This window comes from Arthrobacter sp. Y3221114, assembly GCF_059092625.1.
This window is the reverse complement of record NZ_JBNHHW010000007.1, coordinates 124,798-143,899: the sequence shown is the minus strand read 5'-3', so window position 1 is coordinate 143,899 and position 19,102 is coordinate 124,798. Positions and strand designations below refer to the sequence as shown.

Genomic DNA, 19,102 nt, shown 5'->3' with positions numbered 1-19,102 from the left:
GCGGTGCGCCTCTCAGCTGCGGCTGACGCGCACCGTTTGCCCGTTGCAGCTGACGGTATCCCCGGCGTGGAGCTGCCGGCCGCGGCGCGTTTCGATCTCGCCGTTCACCTGGACCAGTCCGTTCTCGACGAATTCCTTGGCCTGGATCCCGTCGTCGGCCAGGTTGGCCAGCTTCAGCAGCTGGCCCAGCCGGATCATCTCGTCGCGGATCGGCACGTCATACATTTCGTCGGAAGCCATGGAACCATCATGCCCGATGCCGCGGGGCTTGCGGCGTCCGATGCGGCACGCGCCCCTCACGGCCCTTGGCCGCCGGGCGGGAGCCGCATGCGCCCGCGCCGTTCGGGTTCGGGTTCCCGTTTTCGGTAGGCTAACGTTGTAGCTTCGCTATGCGCCGATCCGTGCCTGCAGCCGCCGGACGGATCTGTGCCATGACAACCCTCGGACCGCACCCAGCGGCCCTGGAGAGATACGGAGAACCACCTCATGGCAGCAGCCAAATCAGCCCTCGATTCGATTACTTCGCTGGCCAAGCGCCGCGGCTTCGTGTTCCAGGCTGGTGAAATTTACGGTGGATCCCGCTCCGCATGGGACTACGGGCCGCTCGGCGTCGAGCTGAAGGAAAACATCAAGCGCCAGTGGTGGCAGACGATGGTCCGCGGCCGCGACGACGTGGTCGGACTGGATTCGTCGGTCATCCTGCCGCGCCAGGTCTGGGAAGCTTCCGGCCACGTGGACGTCTTTTCCGACCCGCTGGTGGAGTGCCTCAACTGCCACAAGCGCTACCGCGCCGACCACCTCGAAGAAGAGTACGAGGAGAAAAAGGGCCGCGCCCCGGAAAACGGGCTGAAGGACATCGCCTGCGTCAACTGCGGCACCAAGGGCGAGTGGACCGAACCCCAGGAGTTCTCCGGCCTGCTCAAGACCTTCCTGGGCCCGGTCGCCCATGAAGAAGGCATGCATTACCTGCGCCCGGAGACCGCGCAGGGCATCTTCGTGAACTTCAACAACGTCCTGACCACCTCGCGGAAGAAGCCCCCCTTCGGCATCGGCCAGATCGGCAAGAGCTTCCGCAACGAGATCACCCCGGGCAACTTCATCTTCCGCACCCGCGAGTTCGAGCAGATGGAGATGGAGTTCTTCGTGGAGCCCGGGACCGACGAAGAGTGGCACCGGTACTGGATCGACGCGCGGCTGCAGTGGTACGTGGACCTGGGCATCAAGCGCGACAACCTGCGCCTCTTCGAGCACCCGCTGGAAAAGCTGAGCCATTACTCCAAGGGCACCACCGACGTCGAATACCGCTTCGGCTTCCAGGGCTCGGAATGGGGCGAGCTGGAAGGCATCGCCAACCGGACGGACTTTGACCTGTCCACCCACACCAAGCACTCGGGCACCGACCTGAGCTACTTCAACCAGGCCACCAACGAGCGCTACACCCCGTACGTGATCGAGCCTGCCGCCGGGCTGACACGGTCCTTCATGGCCTTTTTGGTGGACGCCTACACCGAGGACGAGGCACCGAACGCCAAGGGCGGCGTGGACAAGCGCACCGTGCTGCGGCTGGACCCGAGGCTGGCCCCGGTCAAGGCCGCCGTGCTGCCGCTGTCCCGCAACGAGGACCTCTCGCCCAAGGCCAAGGAGCTGGGGGAGGCGCTGCGCAAGAACTGGAACATCGACTTCGATGACGCCGGTGCCATCGGCCGCCGATACCGCCGCCAGGATGAGATCGGCACGCCGTTCTGCATCACGGTGGACTTCGACACGCTCGAGGACCAGGCGGTGACCATCCGTGAACGCGATTCGATGGCGCAGGAACGGGTCTCCCTGGACAAGGTCGAAGGATATCTCGCAGCCCGCCTGATCGGAGCCTGAACCAGCTACGGGCAGGCCGTCCGTAGCAGCTTCGGCAACCGTCCGCCCGATCAGGGCAGCGCACCCACAAAGGAGAACCATGGCCCAGCTGACCTACCGCGACTGGCGCGAGGACGATGACCTGGCCTTGCTGGAGATCTGGGGCGACCCGGAAACCGGCCAGGCCGGTCATTTTCGTGCCATGCTCCGCCCGTCCGCCGACCAGCCGTGGTCGCGGTGCATCGTGGCCGAAGACCAGGGGATAGCCGTCGCAGCCGGTGCCGTGTACGAAACCAGCCTGCATCCGGACCGGCTGTGGGTGTACGTCGAGGTTGCCCGCGACCACCGCGGCGCCGGCGTCGCGCGCGACCTGCTGGCAAGGCTCCGCGCGGAGGCCGAGCATGCCCCGTCGGGCGTGCGGAAGCTGCGGGCCAAGGTGGAGCCGGACACCTCCGGCGCCGCCTTCGCCCGGGCTTCGGGTTTGACCCAGATCCAGAGCTCGCGCGTGGTGCTGGTCTCGCCCGGCGCGCTGCCGTTGCCCGACCTCGGGGAGACCGGTCCGCAACTGGCGGAGGCAGCCACCGGGTCGGTGGAACTGACCCGGGCCGTGGCAGACTTCTACAACTCCGTCCACGTGTGGGACCGGGCAGACATGACCGTGGGACGCGCCCAGCAGATGCTGCTGAGCGAGAGCGCGGGGGCCGGCGGAGCGGTGGTGCTGCGCAGTGCGCCCAAGTCCGACGGCGGCACCATCCAGGCTTTCGCCGTCAGCTACACGCACGAGCGGACGGACGCCCCGGCAGACGTGCTGCTGGGATACGACACGGCGCTGCCGGCCGAAGACGCCGAGGCTGCGGTGCGTGCGCTGCTGGCCATGCTGGTGGCGCAGTATCCGGTGCAGCTGGAGGTGGATGACTCGATGACCGCGGTGGTGGCCGTACTGCAGCCGTTGCTGGACGCTGGCCTCGCACGCCAGTTGGGTCCTGAAACCTCCATCGTCAGCGACTGACAGATGGGGCACAGCCACTCCCACGGGCCCTCCAACCCCGGCGCCGCCGCCCTGGCCGCCCGGCGCCGGGCCAACCTGCTCCTGGCAGCCATCCTGCTGCCGGTCACCGTCCTGACCCTGGTGGGCATGATCCTGCTCTGGCCCTCCGGAGCCGGAACCGGAGCCGATGTCCCCGATCCCTATGCCGCGGCACCGGGGGTGACCTTCGACGTCGGCACCGTGCAGCGGGTGGAGCTGGAAGATTGCCCCACCTCGCAGGCCGCGGTGGACGCCGGCATGGAAGCGCAGGAGTGCCTGGTCGCCTATACCCAGCCCGACGCCGGCGGCTCGCCGCTGCCCGTGGAGATCACCCCGGAGATCGCGGCGTCGCGCGGCGTCGAGGCCGGCGACACCATCCGTTACCTGAATCTTTCGGGCGTCATGGGCGGGCAGGAGGGGGCCTACGTCTTCGTGGACTTCGTGCGCAGCGTCCCCATGGTGCTGCTGGCCGTGCTCTACGCCCTGGTAGTGGTGGCCGTGGCCCGCTGGCGGGGTTTCCGCGCGATGCTGGGCCTGGCGGGCGGTTTCCTGGTTCTGGCGCAGTTCATCCTGCCGGGCCTCATGGAAGGCAAGCCGCCGCTGCTGCTGGCGCTGATCGGTTCGGTGGTCATCATGGTCGGGGTGCTTTACTTCGCGCACGGCTTTTCCGCGCGCACGTCCACTGCATTGCTGGGCACCCTGTTCGGCCTGGGCGTGACCGCCCTGCTGGCGGCCTGGGCCACCGATGCCGCGTACCTGACCGGGGTGGACGACGACTACACCTACCAGCTGATCAACATGGGCGGCAGCCTCTCGGTCTCGGGGCTGATCATGTGCGGGCTGATCATCTCCGGGCTGGGCGTGCTCAACGATGTCACCATCACCCAGTCCTCGGCGGTGTGGGAGATGTACGAGCTGGCTCCGGGTGCATCGGCCAAGCGCCTGTTCACCGGGGCGATGCGCGTGGGACGGGACCACATCGCCTCCACCGTCTACACCATTGCCTTCGCCTACGCCGGTGCCTCCCTTCCGGTGCTGATCCTGGTGTCGCTCCACGACCGGCCGCTGTTCGCCACCCTGACGAGCGGGGAGCTGGCCGAGGAGATAGTGCGCACCCTGGTCGGTTCGATCGGCCTGGTGCTGGCTATCCCGATCACCACGCTGATCGCGGTGCTGGTGGTCAAGGCCACCGGCATTCGGGGACCGGTGGCGGCAGGGGAGCGGTCGGGCCCCCGTCACCTCCTTGCCGGCGCCGCGCCGGACGCCGACGGCGGGGCCCGGGACCCCGGCGAGGCCGCTGCGGCCGGCCACGGCAAGCCCGCCGATCCGAGCGGCTAGACTGCACACAATGGCCCTGTGCCGGACCGGCCGGTGCCGCATGAACCATCGCCGTCGTCAGGAGGAGTGCTTATGAAAGGCGTGCTGTTTGACGTGGACGGGACGCTGGTGGACTCGAACTACCTGCACGTGCTGGCTTGGTGGCAGGCCTTCCGGCAGGCGGGAGTCGACGTCCCGATGGCGGACATCCACCGTTGCGTGGGAATGGGCGGCGGCAGGCTCATCGCACAGCTGCTCGACGAGGACCGCGACCAGTCCCGGGACGAGGACCTCAAGGCCGCCCACGGAACCGTCTTCTCCACCTTTTGGCCGGCGCTGCGCCGCTTTGACGGTGCCCGTGAGCTGGTGCTCCGGTCCGCCGCGGAGGGGTTCGCCGTCGTGCTGGCCTCTTCCGCCGAGGAAAGGGAGCTGGAAGTGCTGCGCCGCGTGATCGACGCCGACGGGTCCATCACCGCCGCCACTAGCTCCGCGGACGCGGAGAACAGCAAACCGGCGCCGGACATCCTGCAAGCGGCTCTGGCCGCGGCGGGCCTGCAGCCCGAAGACACCGTTTTTGTGGGAGACGCCGTCTGGGATGTCCAGGCGGCAGGAGACCTCGGAATCCCGGTCATAGGCCTCGAATGCGGCGGGACTCCCGCGGAGACCTTGCTCCGGGCCGGTGCGGCAGAGGTGTACCGCGACCCGCAGGATCTGCTGGAACACTTCATGGACAGCGCCCTCGGCAGCCTCCTGCGCGGCTAAGGGCGCGCGCGGTCCCGATGTCCCGTCGACGTGGACGGACCCCGGCGGCGCGGGCGAACGGCTATGCGGACCGGGCCGGTCCACAGGCGCGGGTGCCGGCGGACGGATTTGCCCGGTTTTGAGAGAATGGTGGGGTGACACTTACCGCTGCACCCGAATCGGCCGCCAAGCTTGAGCTTCCGCCGCTCAAACTCGGACCGATAACCGTCGACACCCCGGTGGTGCTGGCCCCCATGGCCGGCATCACCAACAAGGCGTTCCGCCGGCTCTGCCGCCAGTACGGCGGCGGCCTGTACGTGGCGGAGATGGTCACGTCCCGCGCGCTGGTCGAACGCAACAGGGAATCCATGCGGATCATCTCGCACGACGAGGACGAGGACGTGCGGTCCGTCCAGCTCTACGGCGTGGACCCCAAAACCGTCGGTGCCGCCGTCCGGCTGCTGGTGGAGGAAGACCGCGCCGACCACATCGACCTGAACTTTGGCTGCCCGGTGCCGAAGGTCACCCGCCGCGGCGGCGGCTCGGCGCTGCCCTGGAAAACCGAACTGTTTACCGCGATCATCCAGGCCGCGACGCGCGAGGCGGCCAAGGGCAACGTGCCGCTGACCATCAAGATGCGCAAGGGGATCGACGACGAGCACCTGACCTTCATCGAGGCCGGCAAGATTGCCCGCGACGCCGGGGTTGCCGCCGTGGCACTGCACGGCCGTACCGCCAGCCAGTTCTACTCCGGCAAGGCCGACTGGAACGCGATCGCCGAACTGCGGGAAGCCCTGCCGGATATCCCGGTGCTCGGCAACGGCGACATCTGGAGTGCCGAGGATGCGGTGCGGATGGTGGAACAGACGGGCGTGGACGGCGTCGTCGTCGGCCGCGGATGCCAAGGCCGCCCATGGCTGTTCGGTGACCTGCAGGCCGCCTTCGAAGGGACCGACAGGCGCTTCCGCCCCGGGTTGAAGGACGTCGCGGACAGCTTCTACCGGCATGCCGAGCTGCTGGTGGATTACTTCGAGGACGAGGGCAAGGCGCTGCGGGATATCCGCAAGCACGTGGCCTGGTACTTCAAGGGATACTCGGTGGGCGGGGAGCTGCGGGCCGCGCTGGCACAGGTGCCTACCCTCGAGGTGCTGCGCGAGCTGCTGGCCGAACTGGATGCCGACGCCCCCTACCCGGGGGCGGACGCCGAGGGCCCGCGGGGCCGTGCCGGCTCACCCAAACGCCCGGCGCTGCCCGACGGCTGGCTGTCCAGCCGGGAGCTGAACGCCGATCACAAGGCCATGATCGCCGCCGCCGAATTGGACGTCTCCGGTGGCTAAGGTACGCACCGGGCGCCCGGCCCCGCCCACGCCGGGATACACGGATTTCGACCAGGAACGCTGGTACACGGAGGAGCCGAAGAGCACCTACCGGACGCAGTTCGAACGCGACCGGGCCCGGGTCCTGCACTCGTCGGCGCTGCGCCGGCTGGGCGCCAAGACGCAGGTGGTGTCCCCGGACACCGACGACTTCGTGCGGACGCGGCTGACCCACAGCCTGGAAGTGGCCCAGGTGGGCCGCGAACTGGGACGCACCCTGGGCTGCGACCCCGACGTGGTGGACGCCGCCTGCCTGTCCCACGACCTTGGCCATCCTCCCTTCGGACACAACGGGGAGACCGCGCTCAACGCCGCGGCCCATGCCATCGGCGGTTTCGAAGGCAACGCCCAGACGCTTCGGCTGCTGACCCGGCTGGAGCCCAAGATCCTGCGCCCGGACGGATCCCCGGCCGGACTGAACCTGACCCGGGCCAGCCTGGACGCGGCGTGCAAGTACCCGTGGTCCGCCGACGACGCGCCGGTCATCCACGGCAAGCGCACGAGCAAGTTCGGCGCCTACGAAGACGACCTTCCCGTATTCAACTGGCTGCGCGAAGGCGCCGCGGAGCGCCGTTCCTGCCTGGAGGCCCAGGTGATGGACCTCGCCGACGACATCTCCTACTCCGTGCACGACGTCGAAGACGCCATCGTGGCCGGACGCATCCAGCTCAAGTGGCTGGACAGCGCCGACACCCGCAGCCGGGTCATCGGCTACACCCAGCAGTGGTACCTGCCCCACAGCGACGCCCAGGAAGTGGACGAGGCGCTCATCCGGCTGGAGCGCTCCGGCGTGTGGGTGCGCGAGGCCGACGGCAGCCGCAAGGCAATGGCCGCGCTCAAAGACATGACCAGCCAGTTGATCGGCCGCTTCTGTTCCAGCGCGATGGAAGCCACCCGCTCCATCTACGGCCCGCAGCAGCTGACCCGCTACGGAGCGGAGCTGGTGGTGCCGCAGGAGACCGCCACCGAGATCGCGGTGATGAAGGGGCTGGCCACCACGTTCGTAATGACCGCGGACCTGCGCCAGCCGGTCTACGAACACCAGCAGGAGATCCTGCACGACCTGGTCAGCGAGCTGCACGCCACGGGGGAGAAGCATCTGGAGGAACCCTTCGCCTCGGATTGGCGGGATGCGGACGACGACGGCGGCCGCCTGCGCGTGGTCATTGACCAGATCGCCTCGCTCACCGATGTCTCGGCCCTGGCGCTGCACGAACGCCTGATGGGGGCCCACCGCACCCTGCTGTGAGGGGCGCGGGCGGCGGCAGCCTCCCTCCACAGGCGGCTGCGGCGGCGCCACCGTCACCAGCGGCAGGCGGTTCCGCCGCCGATTTGGCGCGGCTGCATACGATAGGAGCATGGCCGGACTCATTAAGCGCGAAGACATCGATGAAGTCCGCCAGCGTACCGACATCAAGGAAGTCGTCGACGGCTACGTCACGCTGAAGTCGGCCGGCATCGGTTCGTTCAAGGGCCTGTGTCCCTTCCACGACGAGCGATCGCCGTCGTTCCACGTCCGTCCGCAGGTGGGCACGTACCATTGCTTCGGCTGCGGCGAGGGCGGTGACGTCATCTCCTTCGTGCAGAAGATGGATCACACCACGTTCTCCGAGACCGTGGAGAAGCTCGCCCACCGGATCAACTACACGCTCCGGTACGAAGACGGCGGCACCGGTCCCCGCCGGGAGGACGTCGGCAAGCGGCAGCGGCTGCTGGACGCCCACAAGGTTGCCGCGGAGTTCTTCCGGGAGCAGCTCCAGGGCCCGGGTGCCGCGACGGCACGGGAGTTTCTCTCCGGGCGTGGCTTCGACCAGGCTGCCGCAGAGCAGTTCGCCGTGGGCTATGCCCCGCAGGGCTGGGACGGCCTGCTCAAGCACCTGACCGGCCGCGGCTTCACCCAGGACGAATTGCGGATGACCGGCATGTTTTCCGGCGGATCGGACGGATCCGACGGCCGGAACGCCCGGATCTATGACCGCTTCCGCGGCCGGCTGATCTGGCCCATCCGCGACCTGACGGGGGCCACCATAGGGTTTGGTGCCCGCAAGCTCTTCGAGGACGACCAGGGGCCCAAATACCTCAATACGCCGGAGACGGTGCTCTACAAGAAGTCACAGGTCCTGTACGGAATCGACCTGGCCAAACGGGACATCGCCCGCAGCCGCCAACTGGTGGTCGTGGAGGGCTACACGGACGTGATGGCCTGCCACCTGTCGGGCATCCGGACGGCCGTGGCGACCTGTGGCACCTCCTTCGGCACCGACCACATCAAGATTGCCCGGCGCCTGCTCTCCGATGACGGGACCGGGGGCGAAGTGATCTTCACCTTCGACGGCGACGAGGCGGGCCAAAAGGCCGCGCTGCGGGCCTTCGAGGAAGACCAGCGCTTCGTTGCCCAGACCTACGTAGCCGTCGAGCCGAGCGGCGCAGATCCATGCGACCTGCGCTTGAGCCACGGCGAAGGTGCGGTGCGCGAGCTGATCAGCTCCCGCCGCCCGCTGTTCGAGTTCGCGATCAAGGCCACCTTGAAGAAGTTCAACCTGGACACGGTCGAAGGAAGGGTCCAGGCCCTGCGGGCCGCCGCCCCGGTGGTTGCCGAAATCAGGGACCCGGCCATGCGGCCCGGCTACTCGCGTGAACTTGCCGGCTGGCTGGGCATGGACATTGACGATGTCACCCGCGCCGTGGCCGGAGCCGCGAAACGGGGACAGGAATCCGGGGCCCGGTCGGCAGGCCCCGAGCGGGGCCAGCAGGACCGCGGACAGGAACCGAACCGCGGCACGCAGCAGTCGACCGCACGGGACCGACGAGGCGACGGCGGCCCGCACGGTCGGGAGGACGCGCGGAATCCGGGAAATGCTTCCCGCCGGCAACAGAACAGCCAGGGCCAGCCTGCCTACGGGCACGCTGCGCAGCACGGCTACGGCCGGGACACCGATGCCGGCGGTGAAGCGGCCTACGCCCGGGATGCCGGCCAGTATGCGGCGCCCCCGGCCTTTCCGCGCCCGGACCTGCGTGATCCCGTGGTCCGCTTGGAACACCAGGCACTGGAAGTGGCGGTCCAGCAGCCCGGCCTCCTTGATGCCAACCAGTGGGAACAGTTCATGCAGGCCCGCTTCCTGGCGCCCGTGCACGTGGCCATCCACGGCGCCGTCCGGGCGGCCGGCGTTTCCGGTGCCACCCCGTCGCAGTGGGTGGAGACGATCCGCCAGGAGGTCCCGGAGGAGCTGCGCACTTTCGTCTCGGAACTTGCGGTGACCCCGCTGCCTGCGCAGAACGACGACGCCCTGCGGCTGTATTGCCGGGGCATCCTGAACCGGCTGCAGGACCTGCAGATCACCCACCTGAAGGCCGACAAGCTGGGCCAGTTGCAACGGATGGATCCGGCGTCAGATCCCGCGAGCTTCCAACAGATCAACCGTGAACTAATGGAACTGGAGATGCAGCGGCGGGCCCTTCGCGCGGAGTAGGCCCGCCTCCAATTGGCAAGTTCCGGCCTGCATTGAGTATGCTGTTGGAGGTCAAACCGCCGATTGGCGGATGGCAGCTTTCCCCCGTAGCTCAATTGGCAGAGCATTCGACTGTTAATCGAAGGGTTACTGGTTCGAGTCCAGTCGGGGGAGCGGACAAACCAGGATCCCCGTCTTCGTCCGAAGGCGGGGATCCTGTGCGTCCGGGCCTCGGTGGCAGGCGATTTCGTCTCCACCCGGCCGTCCTGCTAGAGTTTTACTCGCTTCAATCCCCCGTAGCTCAATTGGCAGAGCATTCGACTGTTAATCGAAGGGTTACTGGTTCGAGTCCAGTCGGGGGAGCTGCAAGGCAAAATCCCGCACCGCGCGCCGGTTGCGGGATTTTTTTTGGCTACGCCGAGGCCACCCGGTTCCCTGCCGCGACTTGCGCAAACCAGCGGCCGCTGTCCTTCACGGTGCGCTCCAGCGTGTCGTAGTCCACCCGGGTCAGGCCGAAGCGCTTTCGGTAGCCCCAGGCCCATTCGAAGTTGTCCATCAGCGACCAGCCGAAGTAGCCCCGCAGGTCCACCCCGTCCTGGATCGCACGGTGGCATTGGATGATGTGCGCGCGCAGGAACTCCAGCCGCTGCCGGTCATGCACGGCCCCGTCGGCAGCGACCTCGTCGTCGAAGGCAGCCCCGTTCTCAGTGACGAAGAGTCCCGTCCCGGCCGGCCCGCTGTACTCGTCCTGCAAGCGGATGAGCAGCCGGTGCAGTCCTTCCGGCTGGATTTCCCAACCCATCGCCGTCGTGGGCAGCCCGCGGGAAACGGAACTGACATGGTCGGCCGCGGGGTAGGGCGGCGCAACCGGCCGCTCGACCGGGGCGGCATGCGTGTTTTCCGCATCCGGGCGGGGGTGCCCGGTCACTGCCTGTCCGTGGTAGTAGTTGACCCCCAGGGCGTCGATCCTGGTTCCGATCAGTTCCAGGTCCCCGTCCCGGATCCTGGCGTCCAGTCCGTACGGCTCCACGTCCAGCAGAAAATCCGCCGGGTACGAACCGCGGAAGACGGGGTCCAGGAAAGCGCGGTTGAACTGGCCATCGATACGGCGGGCGGCGTCGACATCGACGGGATCCTCCGGGTCCAGGGGATCCGCCACCGTGAAGTTCAGGGTGAGGCCGAGCTCGGCAGCCGGATCACGGCGGCGCAGTTCCCCGGTGGCCAGCCCGTGTCCCAGCAGCAGGTGGTGCATGGCGGCCAAGGCCTGCGGCCGCGACTGGATTCCCGGGGCGTGGACGCCCGAACCATAGCCGAGGAAAGCCGAGCACCATGGCTCGTTGAGCGTGGTCCAGACGCGTAGCCGGTCGCCGAGCGCCTCATGGACCGCCAGGGCATACTCCGCGAAGCGGTAGGCGGTGTCCCGGTTCGCCCAGCCGCCGTTCTCCTGCAGCGCCTGCGGCAAATCCCAGTGGTACAGCGTGAGCCATGGCTTGATGCCCGCCGCACACAGCTCGTCCACCAGGCGTGAATAGAAACCCAGGCCGGCGGGATTCACTGCCGCGTCGTCCGGTTTAACCCGCGGCCACGACGTGGAAAACCGGTAAGCACCCAGGTTCAGGGAGGACATCAGGGCGACGTCCTCGCGGTAGCGGTGGTAGTGGTCGCAGGCCCTTTCGCCGGTCTCGCCGCCCACGATGGCTCCGGGCAGCCGGCAGAAGGCATCCCAGATGGAATCGGTGCGCCCGTCGTCGTGGGACGCGCCTTCGATTTGGTATGCGGCAGTCGCGGCGCCCCACAGGAATTGCTTCGGAAATTGCAGGCCCTTGCTCATCCCATCCCTTACGCAAACGCAGCATCGACACGGACTGCCTGCCAGCCTAGTTCGGCGGGGAGACGAACGTAAGCGTTTACTCTTATTTTTTGTTCCACAGCCCTCCGGTGAATGTCCTCCCTACGGCTGAGGGGGCAGACTGGGGCAGAATGATAATTTGAAGGTGTGGACACTCGCGCACTACCGACAATGATGGAGGCAGAGCCCATGACCGGTCCGGAAAGCCACGGAAGCACCGCAACCGGTGCGAGGATGTCCGGGAGCACCGCCACCGGTGCGAGCAATTCCGGAAGCACCGCCACCGGTGCGAGGAATCCCGGGAGCACCGCCACCGGTGCGACGATTGCCGGGAGCACCGCAGCCGGTGCGAGGAATCCCGGAAGCACCGTAACCGGGTTACGTCCGCCCGGAACCACGGCTGCCCGTGTCGGGCAGCCCGGGAGCACCACTGCCGGTGCGAGGTTGTCGACGCCGGGACTTGCGCGGCTCGCCGGCCAGTTGACCCCCCGCCAGATTCAGGACGAGTTCTCGCTGGCCGTACTCGAGCTCAAGGGGAAGGGCGTCAAGGCAGGTATCGCGGCTGCGATCCTGGCGGCCGCGCTGGTGTTCCTGGTCTTCATGGTCATTTCCCTTCTGATAGCGGCAATCATGGGACTGGCGCTCATCATGCCGGCATGGCTGGCGGCGCTGATCGTCGCAGCCGTGTTCCTGATCCTGGGCGGTATCCTGGCGCTCATTGGAATCTCGAGGGGCAAGAAGGCCATGCCGCTCGTGCCCGCCGAGGCGATCCGCGGCGTCAAGTACGACGTCGGAGTGTTGCGTGAGGGCAGCAGCTTCGATCCGGCGACACTGGATGAAAAGCCCGAGAAGGAGACCAAGGCGGAAAAGGCAGAGCGCAAGGAAGCCAAGGCGCCGGCACCAACGATGGACGAACTGCGTGCCCGTACGGCCGAGCGCCGCGACCATTTGGCGGCAGTCAGGGACGATCTCGGCCGCCGGGTCGACCCCCGGCCCCGTGCAGAGCAGGCAAAGCGCCGGGCGAAGCATGTGGCAGACGCTGCCACCGAGCGCCTCGTGGCAGGTGCCGAGGCCGTGAACGAGGCCGTAAGCGAGGCCGGCCCAGAGCTGCGGGAGCGTTGGAAGCCGTTGGCGACGCTGGCGGTCTCGCTGACCGCGATGGGCGTCATGCTCCGGCGGCTGCTGCAAAAATAAGAATTCCTGACCGCCGCACGGCGGCACGGGAGCCGGCTGCAGCGCAGTCGGCTGCCCAGCGTGGAACGACGACTGAGGGGAGGGACAGCGTTTGAGGATCATCGGTGCCGGGACGCGGCGCGACTTCGAGTACCGTGAGCTGCACACGTTCTGGACCATCCCGAACCTCATCACCGTGCTGCGTTTCCTCGCAGTGCCGCTGTTTGTCTGGTTGATCGCCCGACAGTCCTACGGGGCAGCCACCATCACGCTGGTGGTGCTGGGGTCCACGGACTGGGTCGACGGCTACATTGCCCGTCGCCTCGACCAAGTCTCCTCGGTCGGCAAGTGGCTCGATCCGGTTGCCGACCGGCTGGCCCTCATCATCGTGGCCACGACGTTCGTCGCTGCCGGCATTGCCCCGTGGTGGCTGCTGCTGTCCATCATCATCCCGGACGCGATCCTGCTCGTGTTCTCGCTGCTCCTGTTCCATGGCAGCCCCGACCTTCCCGTCACCGACATCGGCAAGATCCGGACCGCCTTGCTGCTGGTGGGAACTCCGCTGCTGCTGCTCCATCGGGTGGAAGGCTTCGGCCACGACTGGCTGCTGATTTTGGCCTACGTCATCCTGGCCGCGGGCTGTGTTGGGCACGTCCTCGCCTGGCTGGGCTACATGCGGGCGGCATGGGGCAAGTACAAGCGCCAGCGCGCGGTCGGCCAGGACGATCCACACCGTGGTTGATCCGGAATCCGGGCGGCAGCGGACATCTCCTGACGGGACCCCATGGTCTGGTTAGCAATCTTCTGTGCCTTGCTCGGCGCCTTCTTCCTCGCCCTCGGCACCCAGCGCCAAGCCAGTGCCGTCCAAGCCAATACCGGCGGCCTGGCGATGAGCGTCTCCGGTTTGCTGCGGATGCTCCGCAACCCCCGCTGGGTCCTGGGACTGCTGTTGTTGGTCGTCGGAATGGGACTGAACGTGGTTGCCTTGGTGAGCGCGCCGCTGACCGTCGTCCAGCCAATCGGCGCCATCGCCTTGGTCATCACCACGATCATCAATTCCAAAGACCAAGGGATCCGGCTAAACCGCGTGACGGTGGTAGCGATCTCGGCCTGTGTGGCCGGAAGCGCCGTTTTCGTGCTGCTGGCCGTCAACGTCACCGGCGCCAGCCATCGGGTACGGGCAGAGGAGGAACTCTCAGCGGTCCTGCTGCTGGCCGTGGTCGTTGCAGTCTTCCTCTCGCTGGAACTGATGTTCCGGCGCAGGCTGAACGCCTTCGCTTACATCCTGGGAGCCGGCATGCTGTTCGGCTTCGTCGCCGTGCTGGTAAGGATTATTGGCCTGCGGCTCCTGGAGCCCGGCGGCGGTTTCATCGCGAACGTGCCGATCTACACGGTCATCGCAGTCGCCGCAGCGGGCGGCCTGGGGGCTTGGTTTGTCCAGAGTGCCTACTCCAGTGGCCCGCCCGATCTGGTCATCGCGGGGCTGACAGTGATCGATCCGCTGGTGGGCATCGCGATCGGCATTTTCATCCTCGGAGAGCTCAGGCCCGACGTCGAACCGGTGTTTGCGATTGGCATGGTGGGGGCAGGTTTGGTTGCTATTGTTGGGGTCATTGCCCTCTCGAGGCACCATCCGGACGTCTTGCAGAAAAAGGAAGAAGCCCGGCGCCGGGCCCAAGCCTCGGGAAAGAAACCATAGGGCCCCGACACCGATGAAGAATACCGTGACAACGAACCAAGGAGTCCTGCCGCAGGTGAGCGACGACATCGGACCGAAACCCCTCAAGATCCTGATTGCAGCCGATACCTACCCGCCGGATGTCAACGGAGCGGCCGTCTTCGGGTTCCGGCTGGCCACGGCGATGACCAAGCGCGGACACGGCGTTGACATCATCGCGGGGCGGTACGACAAGGGCCCGACCTTCGTGGAGCACCGTCCGGAGGCCAAGGTGCACCGGCTCCGCTCCCACTCGGTGCCGACGCATGAGACCTGGCGCATCTGTTTTCCCTGGGAGATCAGGCGGGACATCAAGCGGATATTCGATGAGGTCCAGCCGGACGTAGTGCACATCCAGTGCCACTATATGATCGGACAGGCCACCATTGCCGAAGCAGTGCGACGGGGCATCCGCACCATCGCGACCAACCACTTCATGCCGGAGAACCTGGAGCCGTTCCTGCCTTTCCCGCAGTGGTTCCTAGACATTGTGGCGAAGAATTCCTGGCGCGACATGGGCAAGATCATGGGCAAGGCCGCCGTGGTGACGACGCCGACGCCGCTGGCCGCCAAGGCGATGCGTGATCACGCGTTCCTGCACAAGGTGATGCCCCTGTCCAACGGCATCGACGCGGCTGCCTATGAGTTGGCCCCCGGGGAAACGATCGAGAGGCCGGAACACCCCACGGTGTTGTTTGTGGGCCGGCTGGCGGTGGAAAAGAACGTGGACACGCTGATCGAGGCGCTGGCCATGACGGATCCCGCGCTGAATGTCCGCCTGGAGATCATCGGCGACGGCGACGAGCGGAAGAACCTCCAAGCGAGGGTTGCGGCGATGGGGCTCGGCCGCAGGGTCGCATTCCTGGGCCATGTGGACGACGCCGAACTGCGCAAGGCGTACCTGCGCTCGGCTGTGTTTTGCCAGCCCGGAACCGCCGAACTGCAATCGCTGGTGTCCCTGGAAGCAATGTCCGCCAGCAAGCCGGTGGTGCTGGCCAATGCGATGGCCTTGCCGCACTTGGTGGACGACGGGGTCAATGGCTACTTGTTTGCCCCGCGCGATCCCGCCGATCTGGCGGCAAAGCTCAACGCCGTACTAGGCCAGAGCCCCGAGCGGCTGGAGGCCATGGGCGAAGCCAGCCACGCGAAGGCGATGCGGCACGGTATCGATAAGACCATGGACACCTTTGAGCAGCTCTACCGCGGCGCCTCGGCGGACGACTACCTCGACTAGGCCAACGTGCGCCTGCCGGCCGGGAGGACTTAGTATGTCTAAGGTGCCGGTAACGGTCCCCGCTCTGCGGGGCACTGTCCGGCAGCGAGGGGCGGTAGCTCAGCCGGTCAGAGCAGAGGACTCATAATCCTTTGGTCGTGGGTTCAAGCCCCACCCGCCCTACGTTTAGCGAAGGCCCCGGACCAGATGGTCCGGGGCCTTCGTCGTGCCGCCGGCCAAACCCCCACGAGGTCGCGACCGGAGCGGGCGTCGACCCCTTCGGCCGTTGCCCGATTGCCGGTCTTGCGCTAAGTTACTGCTCAGTAACTTATTGTTTTCCCCGTGGCCTCCTGCCCGGGACCGCGACCTGTTCACAGAAAAGGAAGCCACTATGGGCCAGCGCGTCATCGATCCGAACGACCTCCCCTACGCCGATGGCGACTTCTACGCCTTCGAGGAGATGCTCTCGGAACACGAACGTTCGCGGCTGCATGACATCCGCGACTGGCTGGCCAAGGAAGTCCGCCCCATCGCCGTCGACTGCTGGAACCGGGCGGAGTTCCCCCTGGAGATCATCCCGAAACTGGCGGACCTTGATGTGGTCAGCCCGGTCAGGCGGCAGGGCAATTCCAACTTGTTCGCCGGCCTCGTGCACGCGGAGTTCACCCGCGCAGACACTTCCATTGCCACGTTCCTGGGGGTCCACGACGGCCTGTTCGCCGGATCGATCGAAGCCCTCGCGTCGAAGGAGCAGCAAGAGGCCTGGTTGCCGGACATCTACGCCCTCAAGAAGATCGGCGCTTTCGGGCTGACGGAACCGCTCGGTGGCTCCGACGTCGCCGGCGGCACGCGCACCACGGCCCGGCGGGACGGGGCCAACTGGGTGCTGAACGGGGCCAAACGCTGGATTGGCAACGCGACATTCTCGGACTGGGTCGTGATTTACGCACGCGACCTGGCCGACAACCAAGTCAAGGGCTTCCTGGTGGACACGGCCACCCCCGGCTACGGCGCGACGAAGATCGAGAACAAGATCAGCCTCCGCACCGTGCAGAACGCGGACATCACCTTGGAGAATGTGGTGGTCCCCGATGATTTCCATCTCAAGGGCGCCAACAGCTTCCGGGACACCAACAAGGTGCTGAAGGTGACGCGGCTCGCCGTGGCATGGCAGGCAGTGGGGCAGCAGATGGCTGCCTTCGATGTGGCGCGGCGCTATGCGGTCGAGCGGCACCAGTTCGGAAGGCCGTTGGCCTCGTTCCAGCTGGTGCAGGACCAGTTGGTGCAGATTCTCGGCAACACGGTGGCGTCGATGGGCATGATGGTCCGCCTTGCGCAGCTGGAAGACGCAGGCCAGGCCAAGGACGAGCAGTCCGCACTCGCCAAGGCGTTCACCACTGCCCGGATGCGTGAAAGCGTTGCACTGGGCCGCAACATCCTGGGCGGCAACGGCATTGTCGCCGACTACGAAATGGCCAAGATTTTTGCCGACGCCGAGGCCATCTACTCCTACGAAGGAACCCACGAAATCAACTCCCTGGTGGCCGGCCGGGCGATCACCGGGCTGGCGGCGTTCGTTTAGCCATCGGGTACCGGCAGCAGTACCGAAGGCCGCAGGTCCATGACGAACTGCAGGGGGTTGATGTAGGCGTCACCGCGGCGGACGCCCCAATGCAGGCAGGCACAATGGCTGCTCGCGGCCACCGTTCCCACCGGATCGCCCGCCGAAACGGTATCTCCGGCCCGCAGTTCGGACGCCACGGCCAGCAGGCTGCTGCGCAGGCCGTTGCCATGATCGATGGTGATCACCGGCCTGTCGACGACCCGGCCTGAGAAACTGACCCGGCCAGCGGCGGGGGAGAGGACGGTCGTCCCGGCCGGAACCGCCAAATCGACGCCGCGATGGCCGCCCAGCCAGGGCTCGGGCGGCGGTTCAAAGCCGCGCACGACGACGGGTTGCGGGCTGGCAGGCCAGCTCCACGGCGGCGAATAAGAGGGCAGGCCGGCCGGCTCGGGCGAACCGGCCGCGGCAAGCAGCACGGCAGAGGCCGCGGCGGCTGCCCAGCGGAACAAGGACGGGGTCATGCAGCCGATCGTCGCCGCTGCCGCCGGTGCGTGCCACGGCGGCGCAGGACGGTGTGCCCAACCCCTTGGCGCCGGCCGCTGTGGAGGGCGGGAACGCGCGGGAACACGGTGTTGCCTGTAGTACACTGGACGAAGCAGTTTTCCGTCCATGACCCATGTCCGGGCGGAGGCTGACTACGCGTGTCTGAAATCCACCGGCTCGATGTGAGCGATGGAAGTGTGCCCAGACGGTCCGGGAAACCGGTCCGGGCACCTGCGCCGCCGTGCCGGCGGCGCCGACAGACGCCAGGAGCTTAGCCCGCCGGGCGAAAAGCTAACAACCGTCTACAGGCAGCAGCCCAGGCCCAGCCCGATGCTGCCGGAAGGAGTGACGACATGCCAGTCGTTACCATGCGCCAGCTGCTCGACAGCGGCGTACATTTCGGTCACCAGACCCGCCGTTGGAACCCGAAGATGAAGCGCTTCATCTTCACCGAGCGCAACGGCATCTACATCATCGACCTGCAGCAGTCGCTGTCCTACATCGACCGCGCCTACGAGTTCGTCAAGGCCACCGTTGCCCACGGCGGCACCGTGCTGTTCGTCGGCACCAAGAAGCAGGCCCAGGAAGCGATTGCCGAGCAGGCCACCCGCGTCGGACAGCCCTACGTCAACCAGCGCTGGCTCGGCGGCATGATGACCAACTTCCAGACCGTCTCCAAGCGCATCTCGCGCCTGAAGGAACTCGAAGAGATCAACTTCGACGACGTTGCTGCTTCCGGCCGCACCAAGAAGGAACTGCTGCTGCTGCAGCGCGAGAAGACCAAGCTGGAAACCACGCTGGGCGGCATCCGCAACCTGACCAAGACCCCTTCGGTCATGTGGGTTGTCGACACCAAGAAGGAACACCTCGCCATTGACGAGGCCCAGAAGCTCGGCATCCCCGTTGTGGCCATCCTGGATACCAACTGCGATCCGGACGAAGTCGACTTCCCGATCCCGGGCAACGACGACGCCATCCGCTCCGTCAACCTGCTGACCCGCGTGATCGCCGACGCCGTTGCCGAGGGCCTCATCGCCCGCAACAACCGCGCCGCAGGCAACACCGAAGCTCCGGCCGAGCCGATGGCCGAGTGGGAGCGCGAACTGCTCGAGGGTTCGACCGAGGCCCCGGCCGCCGAAGCCCTGGCCGCCGAAGCTGCTGCTGACGCTCCCGCCGCCGAAGCCCCGGCCGCCGAAGCACCCGCAGCGGACGCCCCGGCCGCCGAAGCACCCGCCGCGGACACCGAGAAGTAAATCCGACTCACCGGCGGCGCCTTGTG

16 protein-coding genes and 3 tRNA genes are annotated in these 19,102 nt (G+C 67.0%); 16 read left to right on the top strand and 3 right to left on the bottom strand.

The window, feature by feature from the left end:
• Positions 1-12: 12 nt before the first annotated feature.
• Positions 13-240 (bottom strand): RNA-binding S4 domain-containing protein, encoded by a 228-nt coding sequence (locus AC5RV3_RS15210; protein WP_493988102.1) that lies wholly within the window; start codon positions 238-240, stop codon positions 13-15.
• Between the two features lie 246 nt (positions 241-486).
• On the opposite strand from AC5RV3_RS15210, the gene AC5RV3_RS15205 reads away from it, so the two are divergent.
• From AC5RV3_RS15205 to AC5RV3_RS15165, 9 genes are all read left to right on the top strand, one after another.
• The gene (locus tag AC5RV3_RS15205) at positions 487-1,875 is read left to right on the top strand and encodes a glycine--tRNA ligase (RefSeq protein WP_493988103.1); all 1,389 of its coding nucleotides are present in this window, start codon (positions 487-489) and stop codon (positions 1,873-1,875) included.
• Between the two features lie 79 nt (positions 1,876-1,954).
• Complete coding sequence (locus AC5RV3_RS15200) at positions 1,955-2,863, top strand: GNAT family N-acetyltransferase (RefSeq protein WP_494122834.1); 909 nt, start codon at positions 1,955-1,957, stop codon at positions 2,861-2,863.
• Between the two features lie 3 nt (positions 2,864-2,866).
• Complete coding sequence (locus AC5RV3_RS15195; RefSeq protein ID WP_494122833.1) at positions 2,867-4,219, top strand: YibE/F family protein; 1,353 nt, start codon at positions 2,867-2,869, stop codon at positions 4,217-4,219.
• Between the two features lie 72 nt (positions 4,220-4,291).
• Entirely contained in the window at positions 4,292-4,960 is a 669-nt protein-coding gene (locus tag AC5RV3_RS15190; protein ID WP_494122832.1) for an HAD family hydrolase, read from the top strand.
• A gap of 134 nt (positions 4,961-5,094) precedes the next feature.
• Entirely contained in the window at positions 5,095-6,276 is a 1,182-nt protein-coding gene (gene dusB / locus AC5RV3_RS15185; protein ID WP_493988107.1) for a tRNA dihydrouridine synthase DusB, read from the top strand.
• Positions 6,269-7,564: a deoxyguanosinetriphosphate triphosphohydrolase gene (locus AC5RV3_RS15180; RefSeq protein WP_494122831.1), complete on the top strand. Its 1,296-nt coding sequence runs from the start codon at positions 6,269-6,271 to the stop codon at positions 7,562-7,564. Before dusB ends, AC5RV3_RS15180 begins: the two co-directional genes overlap by 8 nt.
• 109 nt (positions 7,565-7,673) lie before the next feature.
• A complete protein-coding gene (dnaG, locus tag AC5RV3_RS15175) occupies positions 7,674-9,785 on the top strand; it encodes a DNA primase (RefSeq protein ID WP_494122830.1) in 2,112 nt (703 codons plus the stop codon).
• An 80-nt stretch (positions 9,786-9,865) separates the two neighbouring features.
• Positions 9,866-9,938, top strand: a tRNA-Asn gene (locus AC5RV3_RS15170).
• 116 nt (positions 9,939-10,054) lie between these two features.
• Positions 10,055-10,127: transfer RNA gene (locus tag AC5RV3_RS15165), tRNA-Asn, on the top strand.
• 49 nt (positions 10,128-10,176) lie between these two features.
• On the opposite strand, the gene AC5RV3_RS15160 is transcribed toward AC5RV3_RS15165, so the two are convergent.
• The gene (locus AC5RV3_RS15160; RefSeq protein ID WP_494122829.1) at positions 10,177-11,595 is read right to left on the bottom strand and encodes a GH1 family beta-glucosidase; all 1,419 of its coding nucleotides are present in this window, start codon (positions 11,593-11,595) and stop codon (positions 10,177-10,179) included.
• 498 nt (positions 11,596-12,093) lie between these two features.
• On the opposite strand from AC5RV3_RS15160, the gene AC5RV3_RS15155 reads away from it, so the two are divergent.
• From AC5RV3_RS15155 to AC5RV3_RS15130, 6 genes are all read left to right on the top strand, one after another.
• Positions 12,094-12,807: a phage holin family protein gene (locus AC5RV3_RS15155; RefSeq protein WP_494111400.1), complete on the top strand. Its 714-nt coding sequence runs from the start codon at positions 12,094-12,096 to the stop codon at positions 12,805-12,807.
• A 91-nt stretch (positions 12,808-12,898) separates the two neighbouring features.
• Positions 12,899-13,528 (top strand): CDP-alcohol phosphatidyltransferase family protein, encoded by a 630-nt coding sequence (locus AC5RV3_RS15150; RefSeq protein WP_493988112.1) that lies wholly within the window; start codon positions 12,899-12,901, stop codon positions 13,526-13,528.
• A 42-nt stretch (positions 13,529-13,570) separates the two neighbouring features.
• Positions 13,571-14,485 (top strand): DMT family transporter, encoded by a 915-nt coding sequence (locus AC5RV3_RS15145; RefSeq protein ID WP_493988113.1) that lies wholly within the window; start codon positions 13,571-13,573, stop codon positions 14,483-14,485.
• Positions 14,486-14,540: 55 nt separating this feature from the next.
• A complete protein-coding gene (locus AC5RV3_RS15140; protein ID WP_494122828.1) occupies positions 14,541-15,737 on the top strand; it encodes a glycosyltransferase in 1,197 nt (398 codons plus the stop codon).
• A gap of 88 nt (positions 15,738-15,825) precedes the next feature.
• A tRNA-Ile gene (locus tag AC5RV3_RS15135) sits at positions 15,826-15,899 on the top strand.
• Between the two features lie 208 nt (positions 15,900-16,107).
• Positions 16,108-17,298: an acyl-CoA dehydrogenase family protein gene (locus tag AC5RV3_RS15130; RefSeq protein ID WP_494122827.1), complete on the top strand. Its 1,191-nt coding sequence runs from the start codon at positions 16,108-16,110 to the stop codon at positions 17,296-17,298.
• Here AC5RV3_RS15130 and AC5RV3_RS15125 read toward each other — a convergent pair.
• Entirely contained in the window at positions 17,295-17,801 is a 507-nt protein-coding gene (locus tag AC5RV3_RS15125; RefSeq protein ID WP_494122826.1) for a murein hydrolase activator EnvC family protein, read from the bottom strand. The genes AC5RV3_RS15130 and AC5RV3_RS15125 overlap by 4 nt on opposite strands.
• Before the next feature lie 375 nt (positions 17,802-18,176).
• On the opposite strand from AC5RV3_RS15125, the gene rpsB reads away from it, so the two are divergent.
• The gene (gene rpsB / locus AC5RV3_RS15120; protein WP_494122825.1) at positions 18,177-19,076 is read left to right on the top strand and encodes a 30S ribosomal protein S2; all 900 of its coding nucleotides are present in this window, start codon (positions 18,177-18,179) and stop codon (positions 19,074-19,076) included.
• The last annotated feature ends 26 nt before the right edge of the window (positions 19,077-19,102 follow it).